Source organism: Actinomyces viscosus (assembly GCF_900637975.1).
GTDB classification, from domain to species: Bacteria; Actinomycetota; Actinomycetes; order Actinomycetales; family Actinomycetaceae; genus Actinomyces; species Actinomyces viscosus.
On record NZ_LR134477.1, the window covers coordinates 2,480,065 to 2,501,918 of the forward strand.

Annotated in this window: 16 protein-coding genes; 9 read left to right on the plus strand and 7 right to left on the minus strand. The window is 71.6% G+C overall.

Going from position 1 to position 21,854, the window contains the following annotated elements:
- The first annotated feature begins 251 nt into the window (after positions 1-251).
- Both EL340_RS10615 and EL340_RS10620 read left to right on the plus strand, forming a co-directional pair.
- On the plus strand, positions 252-1,172 hold the full coding sequence (locus tag EL340_RS10615) for a fructosamine kinase family protein (RefSeq protein ID WP_126414547.1): 921 nt from the start codon (positions 252-254) through the stop codon (positions 1,170-1,172).
- A gap of 440 nt (positions 1,173-1,612) precedes the next feature.
- Positions 1,613-4,240, plus strand: coding sequence for a hypothetical protein (locus EL340_RS10620; protein ID WP_232023023.1), 2,628 nt, complete (start codon positions 1,613-1,615; stop codon positions 4,238-4,240).
- A 200-nt stretch (positions 4,241-4,440) separates the two neighbouring features.
- Here EL340_RS10620 and EL340_RS10625 read toward each other — a convergent pair whose 3' ends face one another.
- Together EL340_RS10625 and EL340_RS10630 are read right to left on the minus strand one after the other, a co-directional pair.
- The gene (locus EL340_RS10625; protein WP_126414548.1) at positions 4,441-5,325 is read right to left on the minus strand and encodes a glycosyltransferase family 2 protein; all 885 of its coding nucleotides are present in this window, start codon (positions 5,323-5,325) and stop codon (positions 4,441-4,443) included.
- A 665-nt stretch (positions 5,326-5,990) separates the two neighbouring features.
- Positions 5,991-8,015, minus strand: a complete 2,025-nt coding sequence (locus tag EL340_RS10630; protein WP_126414549.1) for a DUF885 family protein — start codon at positions 8,013-8,015, stop codon at positions 5,991-5,993.
- Between the two features lie 798 nt (positions 8,016-8,813).
- Between EL340_RS10630 and EL340_RS10635 the strand changes: the two genes are divergently transcribed.
- The 4 genes from EL340_RS10635 to EL340_RS10650 all read left to right on the plus strand — a co-directional run bounded on the left by EL340_RS10635 (position 8,814) and on the right by EL340_RS10650 (position 11,828).
- Entirely contained in the window at positions 8,814-9,371 is a 558-nt protein-coding gene (locus EL340_RS10635) for a TetR/AcrR family transcriptional regulator (RefSeq protein ID WP_126414550.1), read from the plus strand.
- Positions 9,371-9,982 carry an NAD(P)H-dependent oxidoreductase gene (locus EL340_RS10640; RefSeq protein WP_126414551.1) on the plus strand — a complete coding sequence of 204 codons (612 nt, stop codon included), beginning with the start codon at positions 9,371-9,373 and terminating at the stop codon, positions 9,980-9,982. Before EL340_RS10635 ends, EL340_RS10640 begins: the two co-directional genes overlap by 1 nt.
- 4 nt (positions 9,983-9,986) lie before the next feature.
- A complete protein-coding gene (locus tag EL340_RS10645) occupies positions 9,987-10,742 on the plus strand; it encodes a DNA alkylation repair protein (protein ID WP_126414552.1) in 756 nt (251 codons plus the stop codon).
- Between the two features lie 228 nt (positions 10,743-10,970).
- Entirely contained in the window at positions 10,971-11,828 is an 858-nt protein-coding gene (locus tag EL340_RS10650) for a DUF817 domain-containing protein (protein ID WP_126414553.1), read from the plus strand.
- A gap of 133 nt (positions 11,829-11,961) precedes the next feature.
- Here the strand turns inward: EL340_RS10650 and EL340_RS10655 are convergent, their stop codons facing one another.
- The 4 genes from EL340_RS10655 to EL340_RS10670 form a co-directional block, all read right to left on the minus strand.
- On the minus strand, positions 11,962-12,852 hold the full coding sequence (locus EL340_RS10655) for a DUF5926 family protein (RefSeq protein WP_126414554.1): 891 nt from the start codon (positions 12,850-12,852) through the stop codon (positions 11,962-11,964).
- A gap of 174 nt (positions 12,853-13,026) precedes the next feature.
- Entirely contained in the window at positions 13,027-14,640 is a 1,614-nt protein-coding gene (locus EL340_RS10660) for a DUF5129 domain-containing protein (protein WP_164719382.1), read from the minus strand.
- A gap of 115 nt (positions 14,641-14,755) precedes the next feature.
- Entirely contained in the window at positions 14,756-15,760 is a 1,005-nt protein-coding gene (locus tag EL340_RS10665; RefSeq protein ID WP_126414555.1) for a DUF5129 domain-containing protein, read from the minus strand.
- A gap of 374 nt (positions 15,761-16,134) precedes the next feature.
- A complete protein-coding gene (locus EL340_RS10670; protein WP_126415451.1) occupies positions 16,135-16,533 on the minus strand; it encodes a RidA family protein in 399 nt (132 codons plus the stop codon).
- Between the two features lie 362 nt (positions 16,534-16,895).
- On the opposite strand from EL340_RS10670, the gene pgm reads away from it, so the two are divergent.
- The 3 genes from pgm (at position 16,896) to EL340_RS10685 (ending at position 20,650) form a co-directional block, all read left to right on the plus strand.
- Positions 16,896-18,578 (plus strand): phosphoglucomutase (alpha-D-glucose-1,6-bisphosphate-dependent), encoded by a 1,683-nt coding sequence (gene pgm, locus EL340_RS10675; RefSeq protein ID WP_126414556.1) that lies wholly within the window; start codon positions 16,896-16,898, stop codon positions 18,576-18,578.
- Between the two features lie 239 nt (positions 18,579-18,817).
- Complete coding sequence (locus EL340_RS10680; protein ID WP_126414557.1) at positions 18,818-19,348, plus strand: GNAT family N-acetyltransferase; 531 nt, start codon at positions 18,818-18,820, stop codon at positions 19,346-19,348.
- Between the two features lie 165 nt (positions 19,349-19,513).
- On the plus strand, positions 19,514-20,650 hold the full coding sequence (locus tag EL340_RS10685) for a YwiC-like family protein (protein ID WP_197722300.1): 1,137 nt from the start codon (positions 19,514-19,516) through the stop codon (positions 20,648-20,650).
- Between the two features lie 26 nt (positions 20,651-20,676).
- Here the strand turns inward: EL340_RS10685 and hisC are convergent, their stop codons facing one another.
- Positions 20,677-21,828, minus strand: a complete 1,152-nt coding sequence (gene hisC, locus EL340_RS10690; RefSeq protein WP_126414558.1) for a histidinol-phosphate transaminase — start codon at positions 21,826-21,828, stop codon at positions 20,677-20,679.
- Positions 21,829-21,854: the final 26 nt, after the last annotated feature.

The following is a 21,854-nucleotide window of genomic DNA, read 5'->3' on the forward strand; positions in this document are numbered from 1 at the left end:
TCGGCCGGAACCGGGCTGCTCCGTGGAACGTCCGTGGAACGTGGTGGGCGCGCCGGCCCCGGTCCCGGCGGGGACGCGGCCCTCCTCCGGCCCTCCCGCAGCCGCACTGAGCCCGGCCTCGGCAGGAGTCGCTCCGCGCCGGCGAGCACCCCGCTACCGCCCCCGCCGCTGAGGGCCACGCCCGCGGAGTCGCTCCGCGCCGGCGGGCGCCCCACCTCCCGTAGCCGCACCGGGCCTGGCAGGCTGGGGCCATGAGCGTTTTCCGCAAGCACGACGACGGCCCGGTCTCCACCGCCCTGGAGGCCCAGGGCCTGACCTGGCTCGCCGAGGCGATGCCCGACGGCGGCGCGCACGTGGTCCCGGTGACCAGCAGCCCGGGCTGGCTGGAGGAGCCGCGGCTGACGACGACGAGCGTGACGCCGGCCGGGGCGGAGGCCTTCGGGCGGGCGCTGGCCGTCACCCACGCGGCGGGCGCCCCGGCCTTCGGGGCGGCGCCTCCCGGGTGGGACGGCCGCGCGCAGATGGGCCGCTCGGACATCCGCCTGCGACCGCACGCCGCGGAGGAGGGCGAGCCGCGCCGCTGGGGCGAGTTCTACGCCGAGGACCGGATCCTGCCCTACCTGCAGCCCGGTCGGGACAACGGCTCCATCAGCGTCGGCGGGGCCCGCGTCATCGAGCGGCTGTGCGAGCGCCTGCGCGACGGCGACTTCGACACCGACCAGCCGGCCCTGGTGCGCACCGGCGCCCGCGAGCGCGGCGCGCGGGTGGCGGTGGCCCGCACGCACGGGGACCTGTGGTGCGGCAACGTCCTGTGGACCCCGGCCGACGAGGCCGCGCAGTGGGCGCCGCCTCGGGCCGGGCTGGGGCCGCAGGAGGAGGCCGCCGGGAGGGCTCTCGCGGGCGGTTCGGCCGGGCCGGCCACCGTGGTGGGGGTGCTCATCGACCCCATGGCGCAGGGCGCGCACGCCGAGACCGACCTGGCGGCCCTGGGGGTGTTCGGGCAGCGCTACCTGGACCGGATCTACGCGGCCTACCACGAGGTCTCGCCGCTGGCGGCGGGCTGGCGCGAGCGGGTCGGCCTCCACTCCTGGCACATCATCATGATTCACGCCTTCCTCTTCGGCGGCGGCTATGGCGGCGAGGCGGTCGCCGTGGCCCGCCAGTACCTGTGAGCGGTGCCGACCGCAGCGCACGCTGCGTGGCCGCTGACACCTGAGCCGTGTTGCACAAGGAGGATGGAGCGCCCGCGCGTTCGTAGGGTAGGTCGCGAGGTCGTACCCTCTACCCCTCGAACGCGCGGCACAAGGTACGACCGCGACGTCGGCGACTGGTGAGGGAGGCCCACCCGGACACACGCAACAGGACCTAGGTCGTGTTGCGAAAGGGAACTCCAGGGGCGCTTGGGGCTGCGCGCGGGCATCCGCTCGGCCGCCAGACCCCGTTCTCGGCGAGGAAAGTGTCCGTATGGGACGACTTTGAAACCGGCCTCCGAAAACACCCTTCACGTTTGCGCAGGTCAGAGCGTTTTGCTCGCGAGACGTTCGCTGACGCGGGCGTCAAAGTCGTCCCCTGCGGACAGTTTTCCGGCTGGGACGGCCCGTAGGCTGGTCGGGTGAGACCTCCACGACGCCAACAACGCCTGGTGCGCGCGGTCGTGTACGTCCTGGTCCTGCTGGTGGTCATCGGCATGATCCTCACGATGGTGGGATCGGCCCTCGCCGCTGCGACTCCGGCGAGCCCGGCAGGAGCGGCAAGCTCAGCGGAGCAGGCGTCCTTCGCCCCGGCCGCTGCGGCCTCCCGCCTCTCCCCCGCGGCGAGCCCCGGCTCCACGTCCCCCTCCGCGGCTGCCTCCGGCGCCCCACGGGCCGACCAGCCCTCGCAGCCGGCGCCGGTCGTCGTCCTGGGCACCGGCAACCTCACCTGGGCGGACCTGCAGGCGGCGGCCTCAGCGACCACCGGCGACGGCCCCGGCACGGGTGATGCCGGTTCAGCGGCCGCCCATCTGCTCTCCTTCGCCTCCCAGAGCGAGCCGATCAACCTGGCCGTGCGCACCCCGGCGGACCGCACCTGCCCGGCCGACGGCTGGCTCACCCTGGGCCGGGGCGCCCGCGCGAGCGCCGTCAAGCCCACCGGCCCCTGCACCAGTCCCAGCGCCCCCGTCGCTTCCGACAGCGCCTCCCCCCTGGCCCGCACGCTAGGACAGGACGTCTCGGTCATGACCGTCGGCTCCGGAGCACAGCTCGCCACCGGCGCCCCCGAGGGCTCGCCGAGCACCACCTCCTCGACAGTGTCCTCGTCCCCCTCCCTGTCCGAGGCCCTGGCCACCGGCGCCGACCTCACCATCGTCGACACCACCGAGGGCGCCTCCACCGACGCCGAGCGGATCACAGCCCTTGACGGCGCCTTGCGCGTGGTCCAGGAGCAGGCGCGCCCCGGCACCCGTATCCTCATCGCCTCCCTGGCTGACGACGAGGACCCCGGCCCCCAGATGGCGGTGCTCCCGGCCGGTACGACGAGCGCGCGCGGCACCTCCGGCGGACTCATCGTCGGCACCTCGACGCACCGCGCGGGCCTGGCCCAGCTCACCGACCTCACGCCGACCCTCACGACCGCCCTGGCCGGCCGCAAGGACCCGGCCTTCGACGGCCAGCCGCTGAGCCTGCCCGTCAGCGGCCAGAGCGGCGCCGCGACCGCCACCACGCCGAACACCACCGCACCCGATGATGCCCGCATCACCCGGCTGGCCGACGACGCCCTACACGCCCGCGCCTCGCAGCTGTCCGTGCTCGGCTCCGGCGCCCTGCTGGTGGTGTCGGCCGCACTGCTGCTGGTCTGGGCGGCCCTCGCGCTGCGCGGGCCCCGGCCGGACCGACGCCGGGCGGTGCGTCGCCGGGTCACCTGGGCGGCCATCGTCCTGAGCGCGCTGCCGACGGCACTGCTGCTGGTCAACGCCGTCCCGTGGTGGCGAGTGGGAGCCCGGCACGGCACTCCGTCATCGTGGGCGCCGGCCGCCGTCCTCGCCGCAGCCGTAGTCATCGCTGCCTGCATCGTGGGGGCGACCGCCGGGATCGTGACACTGGTGCACCGGTGGCGCAGCCGCCCCCTCGCCTCGCCCTCACCCTCCTCCTCGGGGCTCGACGCCGCGACCGCCCCGGGGCCGGCCGGATCCGCCGACCCCGCGTCCTCGCAGGAGTCTCCCAGGGTGGCACCGCAGCCGGACGAGGCCACCACCCCCGAGCCCTCCACCGACCCCGCGCCCTCCTCGCCGTCTCCGCCTCTCGCCCGGACCGCCTCCGTGGCGCTGCTGGTGGCGGCGATGATCCCGCTGGCCTGGCTGGTGGATGCCGCCGCTGGCGCTCACCTGGCCTTCAACAACCCGTTGGGCATGAACGCGGTGGTGGCGGGCCGCTTCTACGGGGTCTCGAACACGGCCTTCGCACTGGTGGCCGGTGCCCTCGTCGTCGTCACCGCCGGGGCCTGGGAGGCGCTGGGGCGCGGTCGCCGAACCGCCCTGGCCCTCACCGGCCTGCTGGGCGGTGCGGCGCTGATCGTCGACGGCGCCCCCCAGCTGGGCGCGGACGTGGGCGGCGCCCTGACCCTCGTGCCGACGCTGGCCTACCTCGGTGCCGGCCTGGCCGGGCTACGTCTGAGCTGGCGGCGCTGGCTGGCCATCGGGGCCGCGACGGTCCTGGTCGTGGGCGGTTTCGGCGTCGTCGACCTGTTCCGACCGGCCGGCCCCACGCATCTGGGGCGCTTCGTCCGCCAGCTGGTGGACGGCTCCGCCGCGGGCGTGCTGGGACGCAAGGCGTACGCGCTGGTCGGCCCCTTCGTGACGAGGCCGGACGCCGCTGCCGGCCTGGTCTGCGCGCTGGCGCTCATTGCCGCGGCCATCTGGTGGCTGCGCCGGCAGGTGCGGGCCTGGCGCGCCGGCACCAGCCCCTACGTCTGGCTCGCCTCCACCGCTGACGGGGACGTGTCACGCGGCGGGGGACCAAATTCCTGTCCCCGGCCGCGTGACATGTCCCCGTCCGTGCACTGGGGGACGACGGCGCTGCGGTCGCTGGGGGTGCTGACGGTCGTGTCCGTCCTGGTCAACGACTCCGGCGTCACCATGGCGGGCTTCATCCTCGCGGCGGCCGCCCCCGCTCTGCTGGCACTCCTGCTGACACTGACCGGGAGCGCCTCACCGCAGCCCACCAGCGTCTCCCCCGCCGCCCCGACTGAGAGCCTGCGTCAGTAGGTGGACTCAGTAAGTGGCTGAGGTGGAGATGGTCGCGCTTGTGGCACCCTGCCGGTACTGCACGCGCCTGGGGTGCTACTGGCCGGGACATGGGCGTACTCCACGTGGGGCGGGGACTCGTGCAGTGCGGTCAGCTCCTGACCAGTACCACCCGGACCTCGTGGAGCAGGTGCCTGGACGCGCGCTCGGCGCGTCATGCGTCAGCTGTCGGCCGTCTCCGACTCAACGGTCTGCGGGGCGCCGGCATCGTGTTGCTTCTCGGCAGGGTCGACGTCGTCGTCGGACGTGGGCGGTAGCGGCACGGCACGGTAGGCGAAGAAGTGGTCCTGCTCGGCGGCCGCCTTCTCGAAGGTGGCGCGCGGCACCCGGTGGCGGCGCAGCTTGCGCTGGGTCACGGCCCGCAGAACGTCCTTGTACTGTGCGGCTCGGTGCATCGTGCCGGCCCGGTCGTTGCCGGTGACGCGGTGGGTGATGTCGCAGGGAACCTCGATGACCGCGAGCCCGGCCACAAGGACGTCGATCGTCAGGCCGACCTCGACCCCCCAGCCGTCGGCCAGGGGCACGGCCTCCTCATAGGCCTCGCGGCTCAGACATCGTTGGCCGGACAGCGGCGCCACGGGTGACCACCCGGTGGCCAGTGAGATGGCCCGTCTGGCGGCGCGTACGACCCGGCCGCGCCCACCGGCCCCGGCCTGCTTGGGAGGAACCGCGATGGACATGTCGGCGACGCCGTCGACGACCGGGGGCACCAGCTCGGCGCAGGAGGCGGCCGAGTCGCCCAGGTCGGCGTCGATGAACAGCAGCAGCCGGGCGGGTCCGTCCACGTAGTCGCGCATCGCGACGACGGAGGCCCCGGTCTCCATGGCGGAGGCCTTCCCGCGCGAGACGGAGTGGCGGACCGTCACGGCGCCGGCGGCGCGGGCGTGGTCCTGGGTTCCGTCGGTCGAGCCGTCGTCGACGACGATGACGAGGTCCACCCGGGGAATGGAGCGGCAGGCCCGAACAGTGGTGGCGATGCGCTCGGCCTCGTCCTTGGCGGGGATGACCACGGCAACGCGCTGGTCGGGGCGCTTGGTGGGACTCACGCCACCAGGGTATCCAGACTCGCGGTCTCCGGCCGACTCCTGAGCCCCCCGTTGTCGCACACCTTTTTTGTGAGGCCCGTCAAGTTCACCGATTTGACACGGTTAAGTGCGGGATTTCGCGACTCCCAACGGACCAGGCGTTCACCGACGGCGCTCCGGGAGCATCCCGCCCACCGCCGCGACACGCCGACGCCATCTCGCCAACGCCGGGGAAGCGACCTATGGTCAGGCCTTCCCCAGCGATTTTGTGTCAAACCTTCAGCATGGGACAACGGTCCCCGGAGAAACCGACAAATATTGCAGTAAAGCAACACATTTCCTGATAGAAAGGCTAAGATCGCCTGTTTCGGCATGTCACACCCGGTTCTCGTGGCACAGTGAAGCCATGGAGCCCGTCAACGGAGCCGGGTTCCGCTGACGCACCACGCGTCCTTCTGTGTGCCGGGGCGACGCCCCCTGCCGCCCCGGCACGCCTTGGCCCCTCTGTGACCGCGCCGCCGGCGCGGATCTCGTCCATCCATGTTTGCGCAGGCAGCACTGGTTCCCCATCCTCCGCCAGACGAGAACCCCGGTACTTCGCGCGGGCGCCCCGCGGGTCACGGAGGAGGAGACATCCAGGGCCCGGCCGACGAACGACTGGGCCCCTTTTGCATTCTTCGTACAGGTCAGTGCAAGGCGCTTGCGAGGAGATCGAGCCCCACGCTCCCTAGGTCGATACCCCTGTTGTGGAAGGCCCGCAGGTCCAGCCGACCGCCCTCGGCATGGGCTTGCTCCTGGGCGCTGCGCCGACCGGCCTGCCAGACCCGCTCGCCCACGGCGTAGGTCAGCGGTTGGGCCGGCCATCCCAGGTGCCGGGAGACCTCGAAGCGCAGGCGCCCCTCGGAGATCACGGTGTGGTGGCGCAGCACGGCGGTCACGGTGGCCCGGTTCCACTCGCGGCTCGCACCGGGCAGGGCGGCGACGTCGTCGGGCACGGGCAGCCGAGAGTGGACACCCAAGTCCACCAGCACCCGGGCCAGGCGCCAACGGCGCGCCGCCAGACGGCCGAAGCGGTCCTCAGGCGTGGGCATGAGCCCGAGCTCGTCGGCGAGGGACTCGGCGTACAGGCCCCAGCCCTCGTCGCAGCCGGCCACTGAGCCGAGATAGCGCTGCCAGGCGGTCAGTCGGGTGCTGGTGGCGTGCGCACCGACGTGGACGTGGTGGCCGGGAACCGACTCGTGCAGAACCGTAGTCCGCTCCATCCATGGCCACACCAGTCGTTCGCCGTCGGCCAGGGACCTCAGGACCACGCCGGGCCGGCGCTCTCCGCCGGTGCCGCGCGGCTCCTCGTAGCGAACGACGCCGGCTCCGGATTCGCCCAGGCGCACCCGGGGGCGGCCCAGACCGTCGGGCGGGTCAAGGACCCGTCCGACGACAACATCCCAGGCCTCATCGGCCACCTCCTGCGCCCAGATGGTGTAGTCCTGAGGGCGCAAGGCCTGGGTCGGGTCAGCGCGCAGATGCCGGTTGAGACTGTGGGCGTTGGCGCCGGGACCGAGGATGTCGACGGCGATGGCGTCCTGCTCGGCGATGACCCGGGCCAGTTCCTCGGTTGCCCAGGCATAGGTCTCCTCGGGATCCACCCGGGTCCCCAGGACCCGGCGCATCCACAGGGCGTGGCGCCTACGGCCGACCCCCTCGGCCTGGGGGGCGCGTGGGGAGAGCGTGGTGCGCAGGTGCGAGGCGAAGTCCAGGGCAGCGCGGCGGGCGGTGATGTCAGCTTCCTGGAGCTGGACGTGCAGGGTGGCCGGCAGATCCTCGGGCAGGCCCCGGGTACGGCGGCTGGCGAGATCGCGCGCCTGACCGGCGACGACGTCGACCTGACTGAGCGGGGCGATGGCACCGGCCTCGGCGGAGGCGGCCAGGGAGGCGGCCAGTCCCTCCAGGGCGGCGGGCAGCGCCTCCAGGCGGGTGCGGTGCAGGTTCCAGGCGTCCTCCCACTTGGCCTCGGCCTCGGCGAGGTCGGCCTCCTCCGAACCGGCCCGATCAGGGGCCTCGGGGGGCCGGTGCAGCTGACGGGCGATCTGCTGGAAGGGGGAGGAGAGGAAACCAAGGTTCCCGCCCTCTTCACCGGCGGAGATGAACTGGATGGAGGTCTCCAGGCGCTCCAGGAGGTGGCGGCGCAGGAGCTCGTCGGAACCGGTCGAGCGGTCGACTGCGGCCACGCGGTGACGCAGGGAGCGCTCGGCGCTGAGTCGCTCGGCCAGGCCCGCGGGCGAGTAGTCCGGCAGGATAGATCCTCCGGGCAGGCCGGTCCGGGCGGCCGCCTCGGGGTCGTAGGCGCACAGGAGCATGGCGTACTCGTCAGCGAGGTCGCGCAGGACCACACCGGCAGCGGCGGTCTCCGAGGGGGAGCGGACGGAGGAGCGGGCTGTGGCCTGGGCAGAGGTGTGGGCGGAGGGGGCGGTGGAAGCAGCCGCATCCACGTCGCGCACGCTCAGGGGAGCGCCGGCCGTGCTGACGGGGTGCCAGGTTCCGGAGCTCGGATGCTGCGGGTAGACCGGTGGCCGCTCGGGCGGCCCGGTACTGACCGGGCTGGTGGTGGGCGCAGGAACGGCGTCCGTGCCGCCGGTCTGAGCATCCTGCTCGTGGAGGTCGGAGAGTGGCGCAGCGGTGCCTGGTTGAGAGCGGTTCGCGGGATCAGTGGTCATGACAACAGGCCTTTCGCTTCACTCGCCGCATGGCGGGCGGGCCCGGCGGCGACGCTGCCGTCCCACTAGGGTGCCAGGAACTGGAACAAAGGTCCATAGGCGTCATGGTTCTGACAGCGAACGAAATCGAATAAATCAAGTGGGGCTCCGTGCCGCCCGGGCGACAGGGACTGGGAACTGGCGGATAGCAGGACCCCGACTGATGAGGCTCAACGACGAGCCGGAGCAAGGTCCCTCGGCGGCGGGCTCAGGAACCCGTGGTTCCTCTTCGCCCCTCCGACCGACACGGACGCCCGAAGGCGTCAGCGGATAGTCACTGGATAGTCACTGAATGGCGGTCGACGAGCATCGATGGCGTCGGCTGGACGGACCGACAGGAGCGCAGGGGGCTGACGCGCATCGGCATCGACCGCGGTGCGGAGCCGCAAGCGGTACGCGTCATCAGTGCTCCTTTCATGCCGGACGAGCCGGGACTGGTCGACGCAAGGCGTTCGTCGTGCTGTGATGGACTTGAGATGATTCAAGGCCTCCTCGGCAGGAGTGTCAAGACCCCTGCCCGGAGGTTCACCCGTACCGATATTCCCGCAGGTCAGGGGCGTTCTCAACAGTCTCCCGACGTCGTTGCGATAGCACCGTTGATAACGTTAACAAGGGGGTTGTCAAGCCCTCTTCGCATCAACCCATCCGACCCCGGATCGACCACATAGTGGTCACTCCCGGTTGACAGCGACGACGGAGCGCACCGACCCCGCCCCAGTACCGCTTGACAAATAGGTAAATTGAGTTAACCTACTTGGCGTGAAGATAGATCGGCGCAGCACGGATACCCGTCAACGGCTCATCGACACCACCCTGGACCTCATCGAGGTCCACGGGTGGAGCGAGGTGACGCTGGGCGGTGTGGCCCGTGCCTGCGGGGTGACCACGCCCGCCTGCTACAAGCACTTCCCGTCCAAGACGAGTCTCTTCGAGGCCGCGGCGCGCCAGCTGTCCACCTCGTTGGGCGAGCGCGCGGGCGCCCTGGTCCGGGAGGACCCGATCGAGTCGCTCGTCGGCATCGGATCACTCCTGGTGGATCTGGCCGCCGAGCGCCCCCGGCTCTTCGAGTTCAACCAGGTCAGCCCCGCGGCCATCGCCGCGCTCGACCGGTTGGATGAGCACCCGCTGCTGGCACTGACCCGCGGCGAGGTGGAGCGCCTGGCCGCGCAGCGGGGAACCGATCCGGAACCGCTTCACCTCCTCGTGTGGTCCTGCCTGCAGGGCTACACCCAGCTCATCGCTGTCGGCGCCACCACCGCCGACGCCACCTTCATCCGCGCAGCCCTGCGCGCCATCGTCACGATTGGAGACAGCTGATGACCACCAAGAAGACTTCCAAGAAGACGGGCGAGCGCACCCTCATCGTCTACGCCCACCCCTACGACGGCTCCTTCAACCACGCCGTGCTCGAGGCCGTCACCTCCGCCCTGGACAAGGCGAACTGGCCCTACAACGTCATCGACCTCTACGCCGATGGCTTCGACCCGCGCTACACCGCCGAGGAGCTGGCCCTGTTCAGCGAGGGCGGCACGCTGGACCCGCTGGTGAGCCATTACCAGAAGCTCATCGAGGGCGCCTCTCGCATCATCGTCATCTGCCCGATCTGGTGGAGCGACGTGCCCGCCATCGTCAAGGGCTTTGTCGACAAGGTCATGAAGCAGGGCTGGGCGTACCACGCGACGGCCTCCGGGGTTAAGGGCCACCTCACCCACATCCAGCAGGTCCTGGTGCTCACCACCTCGACCTCTCCCACCTGGTACCTGCGCCGGTTCTGCGGCAACTACGTCGGCTCGGTGTTCCTGGGCGCCGCTATCAAGCAGCTGGGCATGCGTGGACGGTCGTGGGTCAACTTCGGCACGGTGGGCAAGGCCAGCCGAGGCCAGCATAAGAAGCACCTCAAGCGCATCGCCCGCCTCGTGGCGAAGTGACGTCATGAGCCCCACCGCAAGCATCGCCGCAGAGCGACAAGCCGACCTGAACTCGGGACGAGACGAGTCCCGAACACTGGCCGAGATCCTGGCCATCACCCACTCCGCACTTCTGAGGCAGGTAGTGCCAGATGCACCAGAGGATCTGGTTGAAGCGGCCACGTATGCCGACTCGCTCGGCGTCCTGGCCCGTATGCAGATCATGGGAGAAGCGCTGTATACGCACCTTGGTCGCTCTGCCTGTCTGGATCTCGCTGACCACCCGGCCGACACAGTCCGGGGCTGGGCAGTCTTCGCCCTGGTCTCGCAAGAGAAGGACGCCGACGTCGACACGCTGTTAGCCCTGGCAAGGCCAGCCGCGGATGACCCGCACTTCGGAGTACGCGAATGGTCATGGATGGCAGTGCGTCCGCACTTGGTGCCCCAGCCCGACGAGGCGATCCGCGCGCTGCGGCAATGGTCCTCAGAACCTTCGGAGCGCATTCGGCGCTTTACCAGCGAGGTGCTACGTCCACATGGTGTGTGGGCACGGCACATCCCCGTACTCAAGAAGGAGCCTGAGCGGGGCCTGCCACTACTTGAACCATTGCGCGCTGACTCCTCCCGCTACGTGCAGGATTCAGTGGCGAACTGGGTCAACGACGCCTCCAAGACACAGCCCGCCTGGGCCGTTGAGCTCTGCAGGCGATGGCAGAAGGAGTCACCCACCCCAGCCACTGAACGGATTATCAAGCGAGCACTGCGCTCGATCAGGCGGTGATCTCCTGGCCGGCCAGATGGTCGTCAGTCCCGGCCGGGTCTGCCCTCCCAATAGTCACACATAAGACTGACGGGGGCATTCCGCGCGGGCGGGGACCTTTCCTCATGGCCGGGGACATGCGACGCCGTCGGGCACAGGATTCTGTCCCCGCACGCGCAAGACGTCCCCGACCGCGAGGGAAAGCCCCTCCCCGCCAGGCCGACGTCGGAGGTGCGGCATACTTCGGTCGTGCCCGATATCGCGCGTCTTCCCTTGAGTCGGTGGCGCCTGCTCCCCCGCCGCCTGATCCAGTTCGCCCTCCTGGAACTGGCCTGCTGCGGCTTCGCCATCGCCATCTTCGTGGGACTTGCGGTGAGCACTCTGATCTGGAGCTACACCGATCCGCCGATCGCCCGCTACGACGCCCTGCTGATCTACGTCGTCGTGGTGCAGATCGCCTTCGTCGCCCTGAGGCTGGAGACCTGGCGCGAGTTCGGCGTCATCTGCGCCTTCCACCTCATCGGCCTGGCCCTCGAGGTCTTCAAGGTCCACACCGGCTCCTGGGCCTATCCGGATGCCGGGGCGGTGCGCATCGGCGGGGTGCCGGTCTTCTCCGGATTCATGTACGCCTCCGTCGGCTCCTACATCTGTCAGTCCTTCCGCCGCCTCGACCTGCACGTGGGCGGCTTTCGGTGGTGGCCGGTGAGCCTGCTGGCCGTGGCCGCCTACCTCAACTTCTTCACCCATCACGTCATCGTCGACCTGCGCTGGTTCATCGCCGCCGGTTTCCTCATCGCCTTGTGGGGAAGCGGCGTCCACTTCACTGTCGGCGGGGACCGCTACTGGATGCCGACGACGGTGGCCTTCATCCTCATCGGGGGCTTCCTCTGGCTGGCGGAGAACCTGGCGACGGCGTTGAGCGCCTGGCGCTACCCCGACCAGGCCGAGGGCTGGCACCTGGTGCATGCCGGCAAGTTCGGCAGCTGGGCGCTGCTCATCTCGCTCAGCTTCGTGCTCGTCGCCGCCGTCAAGGCGAAGGAGGGCACTCTCTATGGGCGCGGCCTGCCGAGGGTGACGCGCCAGCGGCTGCGCGTCGCCGAGACCTGAGCCGCCCGGCCCGCGCCCCGGCCCCGCACTTGCGAACACCGTCGAGCCGGGCATATTTCGCGGTGCCCGACAGAATTTCTGTTGGTCTGGGCGAAATATGCCCGGCTCGGCGAAAGAAGAGGAGGGAAAGGGCTCAGAGGTTGACCTGGCGGGAGATGATGCCGGCCTTGGCGCGGCGGACCTCGGGGCTCAGGGGGCTCTCATCGGCCAGTGCGGCGTCGAGGCGCTTGCCCATGGCCTGCAGCGGCTCGGTGAGCTCCTCGGCCTCCGTGCCGGGCACGAGCTCCCACACGGGAATGGCCAGGCCGTTGGCCCGGAAGGCGCCGACGAAGCGCGCCCCCTCCTCCAGGTCGGACTCGCGCGCGGCGTAGATGCGGGCGAAGGCGTTGAAGAACTCGTCCTCGTCCTCCCCGCGCACCCAGCGCACGAACTCCTTGGCGCCCAGGCGGCACCAGTAGGCGTGCTCGACGCCGGGCACGGGCCGGGTCGGGGCGATCTCCTCCTTGGCGCGCTCGATGGCGTCCTCAATGACCTGGCGGGCCTGCTCGTTGTCACCGGCGGCCTGGGGGTCGACCCAGAAGTCGAAGGTCTCGCGCACGGAGACGACCGGCGGCTCACTGGTGTCGAGGATGTCCTGGAGGCGCGGGCCGGGTTCAGGCAGGCCCTCGGTGCGCAGCGCCTGACCCTCGGGCAGATCGAGGGTGGCCAGCACCGCGGCGGCGACGTCGCGGGAGGCGTCCCCGGAGTGCATGGAGGTCTGCATGGCCACGAGGACCTCGCCGTCGGAGCGCTTGAGCCCCTGGACGAACTCGGGCAGGAGCGTGACGAGCTGGACCTGCCGGCCTCCGTGCTCCTCGCTCAGGCGCACCGTGGCCGTGGCGGCCGGGATGATCTGCGCCATCGCCACGAGGTCCTCCTCGGCCGGGATGCCGGCGAAGGGGCGGGCGACGAACTCGATACTCTGCTTGCGGGGCTTGGTGGCCTTGGCGGCCGGGCGGCGCCCGTGGCGCTTCTTCTTCGACATGACCGTCAGCCTACCGGCCGGCCCGTGCCCCTCCCAGGCCGACGCCGGCCCGTCGGCGGCCCATGACGCGGCTCACGGCCGGCCCGGCCACCGGCCGGACGTCCCCAGCCGGGCGTCCCCGGGCTGCCCGCCACCACCTCGCCGCCGACCGTCGGACCGCAGCGGGCACCCGGCTCAGAAGCTGGAGGAGGAGCCGGACCCGGAGAAGCCTCCGCCACCGCTGTAGCCGCCGGAGAAGCTGGAGCCACCCGACCCGCCGGAGCTGCTCGACGGCGTGTAGGAGGAGGCCGAGCTGTAGCCCGTCACCAGGTCGGAGATCGGGGTGAAGGAGCTGTAGGAGCCCCCGGCGCCGGAGCCCGAACCGGACGAGCCGACCACGGAGATCGCCGGCGAGGAGGGGTTGAGACGGATCGTCGAGTGGGGGTTGTAGGAGCCGTGTCCGCCGCCCAGGTACCAGTAGCCGGCGTAGGCGGCGTCCCTGGACGAGCGCGAGTCGTAGCGACGACGACGCTCCTCGGCGTACCTGGAGGTGTCGGCGTCGATGGCCTCGCGCGCGAGCCGGGCCGCCTTCGTCTTCGTCTCGCTGGCGATCTCGTCGAGCTCGTCGAGCGCGGCCGAGGGCTGGAGCGAGCCGTCCTCCAGCTCGGAGGTCATGGCGTCCAGGCGCTGCTTGCGGGAGCGGACCCACTCCCGCTCCTCCTTGGAGCGCTCCGGCATGGCGCCCGTGGTGGCGACGTTGGAGCTGTCGATCTCATGGCACAGGCGCCGCAGCGACTGCAGGTCCTCCAGAACCGGGCCCTGCTCGTTGTACCAGGTCCGCTCCCAGCCGTTGTCCTGGTTGAGGAAGGTCGCGGTGTTGGCGATGACGTCGTCGAGGGAGTCAAGGATCGCGGAGCGCTTCTCCAGCTTGGTGGCACGCCTCAGCACCGACATGCCGAACCACTGGGCGCCCCGGGGGCTGCCGAAGTCCTGCCAGGAGCGGGTCAGCTTCTCGTACTCGCCGCGGAACCAGCGGTAACGGGCCATGACCTGCTCCCCGTGGGGCTCGTCCTCGGGGATCGTGCCCGCCAGGAGCTCGGTGGTCTCGTAGTCGTGGGTGACCTGCGAGTAGTGGCGCAGCGCCTCGCGGGCCCGACGCCGTGCGGTGAAGCCGCGCCACAGGTAGTACGAGAGCCAGGCGACGCCCGCGAGCGCCGAGACGACCGGTAGAACGTAGTTGGCCCACACGTCGCCGCCTCCGGGTCGGCCGACGACGTCGGCGGTCTTGGTCGCCATGGAGACGGTGCCCCCGTACCAGTCGGCGCGGCGGTACTGGTCCTTGGCGGCGTCCTGGATGGCGGCTTGCTGGGCCAGGGGCACCGCGACGTCCTCACCGAAGTAGCAGCCCACCTTGCGCGCGTCGGGGGCGACCGCGAGGATCACCAGGCCGTCGCTCCAGTAGTTGGGGTTCGACGTCGAGATCCACGGGACGTCGGTGTCGGCCTCGTGGGAGCGCGCGTAGGCGAGCACGGCGTCGTTGAGGTTGTCGACGTCCCAGCCCGGGACGGTGAGCACGGCGACGTGGACGTCCTGGCGGAACCGCATCGCCTGGATCTCCCTGGTGAGCGGCTCGGTCTGGAGTATCCCGGCCTCGTCGTGGACCTCCACCGTGGGGTGGTGGCTCCCGCCGAAGGGCCAGAGGACCATGATCGGCAGCGCCGCGATGAGGGCGAGGCTGACCACCACATTGGCGACGAAGGCCGCCACCGACCGGACTCCGCCCAGGCCGGCGATGTGAGACTGTTGCATCTGAGCTTCCCTTTCCTCCCGCAGCTTGGCGAGATGACGACTGTGAGCGTCCGAGGGCCGCAGGGATCCCCGGACGGTGGACGGGGGCACCGGCTAGGGGCACAGGGCGCGACGATCAGGACCCGGGGAAGGTGCCGTCCCCGAAGAAGCGCGCTCGGGCAGCCAGGAACTGCTGGGAACTGCCCTGCCCGGTGAGGCCGACGTGGCCGCCGGTCGGGTACCAGCACCCGCTGTGCCGCCCGGGCCCGACGACGCCCGGAGAACCTCGGGCGTTCAGCCGGCGGCGCGCCCCGGCGTCGAGTGCGTTGAGGGGCGGACCGGTGCCGGCGGCACGAAGTGCCAGGCTGCCCGCCGACCGGCGGACGTCGGCCGCGATCCAGGCAAGCTCGTCCAGCGCCGCCGAGGGCCGCAGGCGACCGGCGGACAGCTCGGCGGTCATCTCGGTGAGGCGCTGGTGGTGGGCGCGGACCTGCTCCCGGGCCTCCACCGTGCCGCCGGGGGCGAAGGCGTGGGAGTCGATCTGCTGGCACAGGCCCAGGAGCAGGTTGAGGTCCTGAAGGACCGGCCGCTGCTCGTCGTACCAGCGCCGCTCCCAGCTGGAGGACAGGGTCAGGAGGGCGGCGTCGCCGGCGATGACGTCGTCGGTCGAGTCCAGTGCGGCAGAGCGCCGCTCAAGCTCGGTGACGCGCCCGAGCATCCCCGGATCGAACCACTGGGCGCCCCGAGGGCTGCCGAGGTCCTGCCAGGAGCGGGTCAGGCTCTCGTACTCGTCGCGGAACCAGCGGTAGTGGTCCACGACCCGGGCGCCGCGGGGCTCGCCTTCAGGGATGAGGCGGGCCTGGAGCTCGGTGGCCTCATAGTCGTGGGTGACCTGCGAGTAGTGGTGCAGCGCCTGCTCGGCCACACGGCGCGCGGCCAGGCCGCGCCACAGGTAGTAGGCGGTGCCACCGGCGCCCAGAAGGGCCAGAAGCAGCGAGGCGGGCAGAAGAACGGGGCCCCAGAGCGCTGCGGCCAGCGGTGAGAAGACGGCCGTCAGACCGGTGATCATGACGGCCGAGAAGGCCAGCAGCGAGCGGATCCCACCGAGACGAACGATGAGGGGCAGGTGCGTCGGCGGCATTGTCCTCCTCTCATGGTGTCTCACCCCGGGTCCTGGCCGGTCTGCGGCCCAGTGGCCGTCCGGCGTGCTTCATCCTTCCGCGCAGCCAGGCCGCCGACCATGGGGAGAGCAACACGGGGCGCCCCCGTGAGAGGGGGGCGCCCCGTGGAAGCGGAACCGTGAGGAAGCCTAGTGAGCGCTCCGGCCCGGCGGCAGGGTCTAACGCCCCATGACGGCCGGGGTGTCGCCCTGTCGGGGAGGGGAGGAGACAGGGATCCGGTGGAGGCCTGGTGGAGGTCCGGTGGAGGTCCGGCAGGAGCCCGCGCCCGGGTGGCCGACGCCGATCGCGACGGCTCCCGTCGCGGCGTCACCGGGCGGCTCCGGATCGGACCGGCTCAGGGCCGGGCGGCGATGGCCTCGATCTCGACGCCGGCCCCCAGCGGCAGGGCGGCGACGCCGAAGGCGGCTCGGGCGGGGAGGGTCTCGCCGGTGAAGTAGCGGGCGTAGACCTCGTTGACGGCGGCGAAGTCGGCGATGTCGGCGAGCAGGACCGTGGTCTTGACGACGTCGTCGTACCCGAGCCCGGCCTCGGCCAGGATGGCCCCCACGTTCTTGAGGACCTGCTCGGCCTGGGCCTGGATGTCGCCGTCGACGAGCGCGCCGGTGGCCGGGTCGAGCGGCACCTGCCCGGAGACGAAGACGAGCGAGCCCGCCTCCTGGCCGGTCGAGACGCCCTGGGAGTAGGGGCCGACGGCGGCGGGGGCGCTGGTGGTGGCGATACGGCTGACGGTCATGGTTCCTCGTTCCTCCTGGGCGCTGGGGCGCGTTGTCCTGTCGTTTCGGGCGGGCACGGCGGTGCGGCGGAGCAGCAGCGGTGCCGGCGCCCGGGCCAGACTACCCACGTCCGCGGGTCCGGCCGGTGTCGGCAGGCGCCGCCGGGCAGGCCCTCGCATCACAGCGCTACCCGGGTGCCACCCGGGTGCCACCCGGGACCTACGGCACTTCCCGCCGGGCCTTCGCGACGGACTCTCCCGGAACACCGTCGTCGTCGGGCGTCTCGGCCCCGCGGCCGATCCAGACCCGGGCCCGAATCAGCCGTTGTTTCGCACAGCGAAACAGGCTGATTCAACCAGTGGTACGTGACACACTGTGCCCCATGCACGCACGCGCAGGACAGCCAGCACAGCCCGAAGACCTCATCGACGTCGACGAGGTCGTCTCCGCCTACTACGACCTCGTCCCCGACCCCACCGTTCCGGCCCAGAAGGTCGTCTTCGGTACCTCCGGGCACCGCGGCTCCTCTCTGGACACCGCCTTCAACGAGGCCCACATCGTGGCCACGACCGCCGCCATCGTGGAGTACCGCCGCTCCCAGGGCACCGACGGCACCCTCTACCTGGGACGCGACACCCACGCCCTGTCCGAACCGGCCTGGCGCACCGCCATCGAGGTGCTCTCGGGCGCCGGCGTCATGACCGCCGTCGACTCGCGCGGCTCCTACACGCCCACCCCGGCCGTCTCGCACTCGATCCTCCGGGCCAACGGCGCCGGCACCGAGGCCGGCGTGCGCACCACCGGCGCGGGCCTGGCCGACGGCATCGTGGTGACGCCTTCCCACAACCCGCCGCGCGACGGCGGCTTCAAGTACAACCCGCCCACCGGCGGCCCGGCCGGCTCGGACGCCACCAGCTGGATCGCCAACCGCGCCAACGAGCTGCTGGCCTCCGGCTGGCAGGACGTTCCCCGCGTCCCCATCGCCGAGGCGCTCGACGGCCCCTACGTCATCAAGCACGACTACCTGGAGACCTACGTCGCCGACCTGGAGAACGTCATCGACCTCGACGCGATCCGCGAGGCCGGCGTGCGTATCGGGGCCGACCCGCTGGGCGGCGCCTCGGTCGACTACTGGGGGGCGATCGGCGAGCGCTACGGCCTGGAGCTCACGGTGGTCAACCCCGAGGTGGACCCGGCCTGGCACTTCATGACCCTGGACTGGGACGGCAAGATCCGCATGGACTGCTCCTCCCCCAACGCCATGGCCTCGCTGCGCGAGAAGATGACGCCCGACGCCGAGGGCAGAACCCCCTACGACGTCGCCACCGGGAACGACGCCGACTCCGACCGTCACGGCATCGTCACCCCCGACGGGGGGCTCATGAACCCCAACCACTTCCTGGCCGTGGCCATCGAGTACCTCTTCACCCACCGGCCCGGCTGGCCCGCCGACGCCGCCGTGGGCAAGACGCTGGTCTCCTCCAGCCTCATCGACCGGGTGGCCGCGTACATCGGCCGCACCCTCATCGAGGTGCCGGTGGGCTTCAAGTACTTCGTGCCCGGGCTGCTCGACGGCTCGATCGGCTTCGGCGGCGAGGAGAGCGCGGGAGCCTCCTTCCTGCGCAAGGACGGCACCGTGTGGACCACGGACAAGGACGGCATCATCCTGGCCCTGCTGGCCAGCGAGATCATCGCCGTGACCGGCAAGTCCCCCTCCCAGCTGCACGAGGAGCAGGTGGAGCGCTTCGGCGCCAGCGCCTACGCGCGCATCGACGCCGCCGCCTCCAAGGAGGAGAAGGCCAAGCTCGCCGCCCTGGCCGCCGAGGACGTGGCCGCCACCGAGCTGGCCGGCCAGGAGATCACCGCGCGACTGGTCGAGGCGCCCGGCAACGGCGCCGCCATCGGCGGGCTCAAGGTCACCACCGAGGACGCCTGGTTCGCCGCGCGCCCCTCGGGCACGGAGGACGTCTACAAGATCTACGCCGAGTCCTTCAAGGGCGCCGACCACCTGGCGCAGGTCCAGGAGGAGGCCAAGCAGGTGGTCTCCGCGGCCCTGGGCGGCTGAGGCTGAGGCCAAGGAGCACCGCCGCCCACCACCGGCCGGGCAGATCGCACAACCCTGCGCTCCAGCCGGGGACCTTCTGCGCGTGCGGGTACAGGAATTCTGTACCCGCACGCGCGGCATGTCCCCGGCTGTGGAGGAACCGGACAGAACGTCCCCGCAGGCGTGGAATGTCCCCGGCTGTGGAGGGTGGAGGCGGGCGAGCGGTCGACGTCGGGCGGCCGACTGGCCAGAATGCGGGTATGGACACCACCGACTCCACGATCCTGCACATCCGCACGGCCCGGACGGCCCCGGCCCAGCAGGCGCAGGACGCGGCCATGGCGGCCGCCCTGGAGGCCATCTGCTTCCCACCCGAGCAGGCGGCCAGTCCGACGACGATCGCCGAGCGGATGGCTCACTACGCCGACCACTTCTGGCTCATCGAGGACGAGTCGGGCACGCTGCTGGCGCTGGTCAACGGCCTGTGCACCAACGAGCGCGACCTGAGCGACGCGATGTACGAGGACCCCACGATGCACGACCCCGACGGGGCCTGGCAGATGATCTTCGGTGTCGCCACGGCGCCCGCCGCCCAGGGGCAGGGGCTGGCCACCCGCCTGCTGCGCACCGTCATCGAGACGACGCGCACCCACGGCCGCCGGGGCCTGGTGCTCACCTGCCTCGACGACCTCGTGGCCTTCTACGCGCGCCTCGGTTTCGTCGATGAGGGCCTGTCCGCCTCCAACCACGGCGGCGTGCCCTGGCACCAGATGCGGCTCACCCTGACCTGACCCCGCCCGGCCACTCGCCCATCGCACAGGCGGGGACATCCTGCGCCTACGGGGACATCCACCGCACGGGCGGGGACATGTCACGCGTACGGGTGCAGGATTTTCGCACCCGACGGCGTGGAAAGTCCCCGGCCGCGAGGAGGAGGAGCGACTAGGGTGACGGGTGTGAGCCAGTCCCGCCCGTCGAGGCCGTCCGATCACCACGTCGAGCACTCCCCCGCATCCGCCGGCCACGCGGGGTCCTCCCAGTCGGCTGAGTCCTCCGAGTCATCCTCCCCCGAGGTCGTTGAGTCCGCCTCGCCCGAGGGCGCCCGCCCGACGCCGGACGGGGCCGCTCGGCCGCGCCGGGCCCCCTCGCAGCAGTCCCTGCCGGGCCCGCAGGACGACATCATGCTGGCCACCGGCCGGCCCCGGCAGACCGAGCGCCCCAAGCCCCCCACCCAGGAGCAGATCCGGCGCCAGCCCGGCCGTAAGGCCTGGGTTCCCAACCAGCACGGGGCCTGGTCGATGCTTGTGCTGCCTCCGATCGTCGGCTGGGCCGTAGGCGGCTTCAGTTGGGTGAACCTCCTGTTCCTGCCGGCGTGGTGGGGCGGCTACCTCACCTACTGGTGCTGGTCGCAGTGGCTGCGCACCCGCTCGGCCCGCAAGCGCGCCCTCATTATGCTGCCGCTCCTGGTCTACACCGGCTGGACGGCCTCCCTGGCCCTCATCACCCTGCTCGTGGCGCCCTACCTCATCCAGTGGGCGGTGCCGCTGCTGCCCCTGTTCGCCATCGCACTGCACCAGGTGTGGCGCGGGCACGAGCGCTCGCTGATCTCGGGATTGTCGACGACGGCGGCCGCCTCCCTCATGGCCGCCGTCACCTACAGCCTGGCGGTGCGCGGCGACGGCGGGTTCCTGGGGCTGGGGACGCCCAGCACCCCCTTGCCAGGGGCCTCCCCCAACGGCGCGCTGACGGGCTGGTCCTGGATGTGGCTGGTGACGGCGCTGACCGCCGCCTACTTCTGCGGAACGGTCCCCTACATCAAGTCGATGATCCGCGAGCGCTTCAACTACGTGCTGCTGGCCGGCACGGTGGCGGCGCACGCGGCGGTCGCAGCGGTGACGATCTGGCTGGCGTCCCGAGGACTGCTGCCATGGGGGCACGCCGTCCTGTGGGTGGTGCTGGCCGTGCGCTCACTGGTCATGCCGCTGTGGCAGTGGAGCCTGGTGCGCCGGCGCCACCGCCCGCTGCGCCCGGGCACGATGGGCATCGTCGAGGTCGTCATGTGCATCGTCTTCCTGGTGACCATCTCGGTGTGACGACGCCCTGCCGGCCCCGGCGGGTCTCAGCGCGCGGCGCGCCAGGCGGCCGCGGCGGCCAGCACCCGGTCGTTGTCCGACGTCGTCCCGATGGAGACCCGCACGCCCTCGCCGGCGAAGGGGCGCACGAGGATGCCGGCGGCGCGGAAGTGCTCGGCCAGCGCCGTCGTCTCCGGTCTCACGCCGAGCCAGAAGAAGTTGCCCTGGGCGTCGGGCACCTCCCAGCCCTGGGCGCGCAGGGCGGCCACCACCCGGTCGCGCTCGGCGGCGACGGTGGCCGAGCGCTCGGCGGTGCGGGCCAGCTCAGCCTCCCCCAGCGCGGCGGCGGCAGCGGCCTGCGCGGGCAGGTTCACCCCGAAGGGCGTGGCCACCGAGCGGATGGCGGCGGCCAGGCCCGGCTCGCACACGAGGTAGCCCACGCGCATCCCGGCCAGGGCGTGGGCCTTGGAGAAGGTCCGCGAGACCACGAGGTTGGGGGCCCCGGCCAGCAGGGTGAGCGCGTCACCGGCCTCGGGGTCGGTGACGAAGTCGAGGTAGGCCTCGTCGATGAGGACGACGACGTCGCGCGGCACCCCGGCCACGAGCTCGGCCAGCTCGCCTGCGGTCAGGATCGTGCCGGTGGGGTTGTTGGGGGTGCAGGCCATGACCACGCGGGTGCGCGGGGTGATGGCCGCCAGCATGGCGGGCACGTCGTGGCGCGCGTCAGGGGTCAGGGGGACGCGCACGGCCCTGGCGCCTGCGACGGCGACGCAGATCGGGTAGGCCTCGAAGGAGCGCCACGGGATGACGACCTCGTCGCCGGGCTGGCACACGGCGTCGAGCAGGTGCTGGATGAGGGCGACCGAGCCGTTGCCGACGACGACCTGCTCGGTACCCACACCCCACCGGCGCGCCAGCGCCTGCACCAGTGACTCCCCGGTCATCTCCGGGTAGCGGTTGACGCCGGTCGCGGCCTGGGTGATCGCCTCGATCACCGCGTCCTGGGGTGGGAAGGGCAGCTCGTTGGAAGAGAGCTTGGCGATCTCCACCGGGCCGGCGGCGTCGGGCCGGGCCCCGGGCACGTAGGCGGGCAGGGCGGCGACGTCGGGGCGGATGCGAACCGTCGTCGAGGGCTCGTCGTCCGGGGCGGGGGCGGCCGGGTCCGGTTCGCCGATGGCGGGGCTCGCTGCTGAAGTCATGGCCCCATCTTGGCACCGGCACAGGT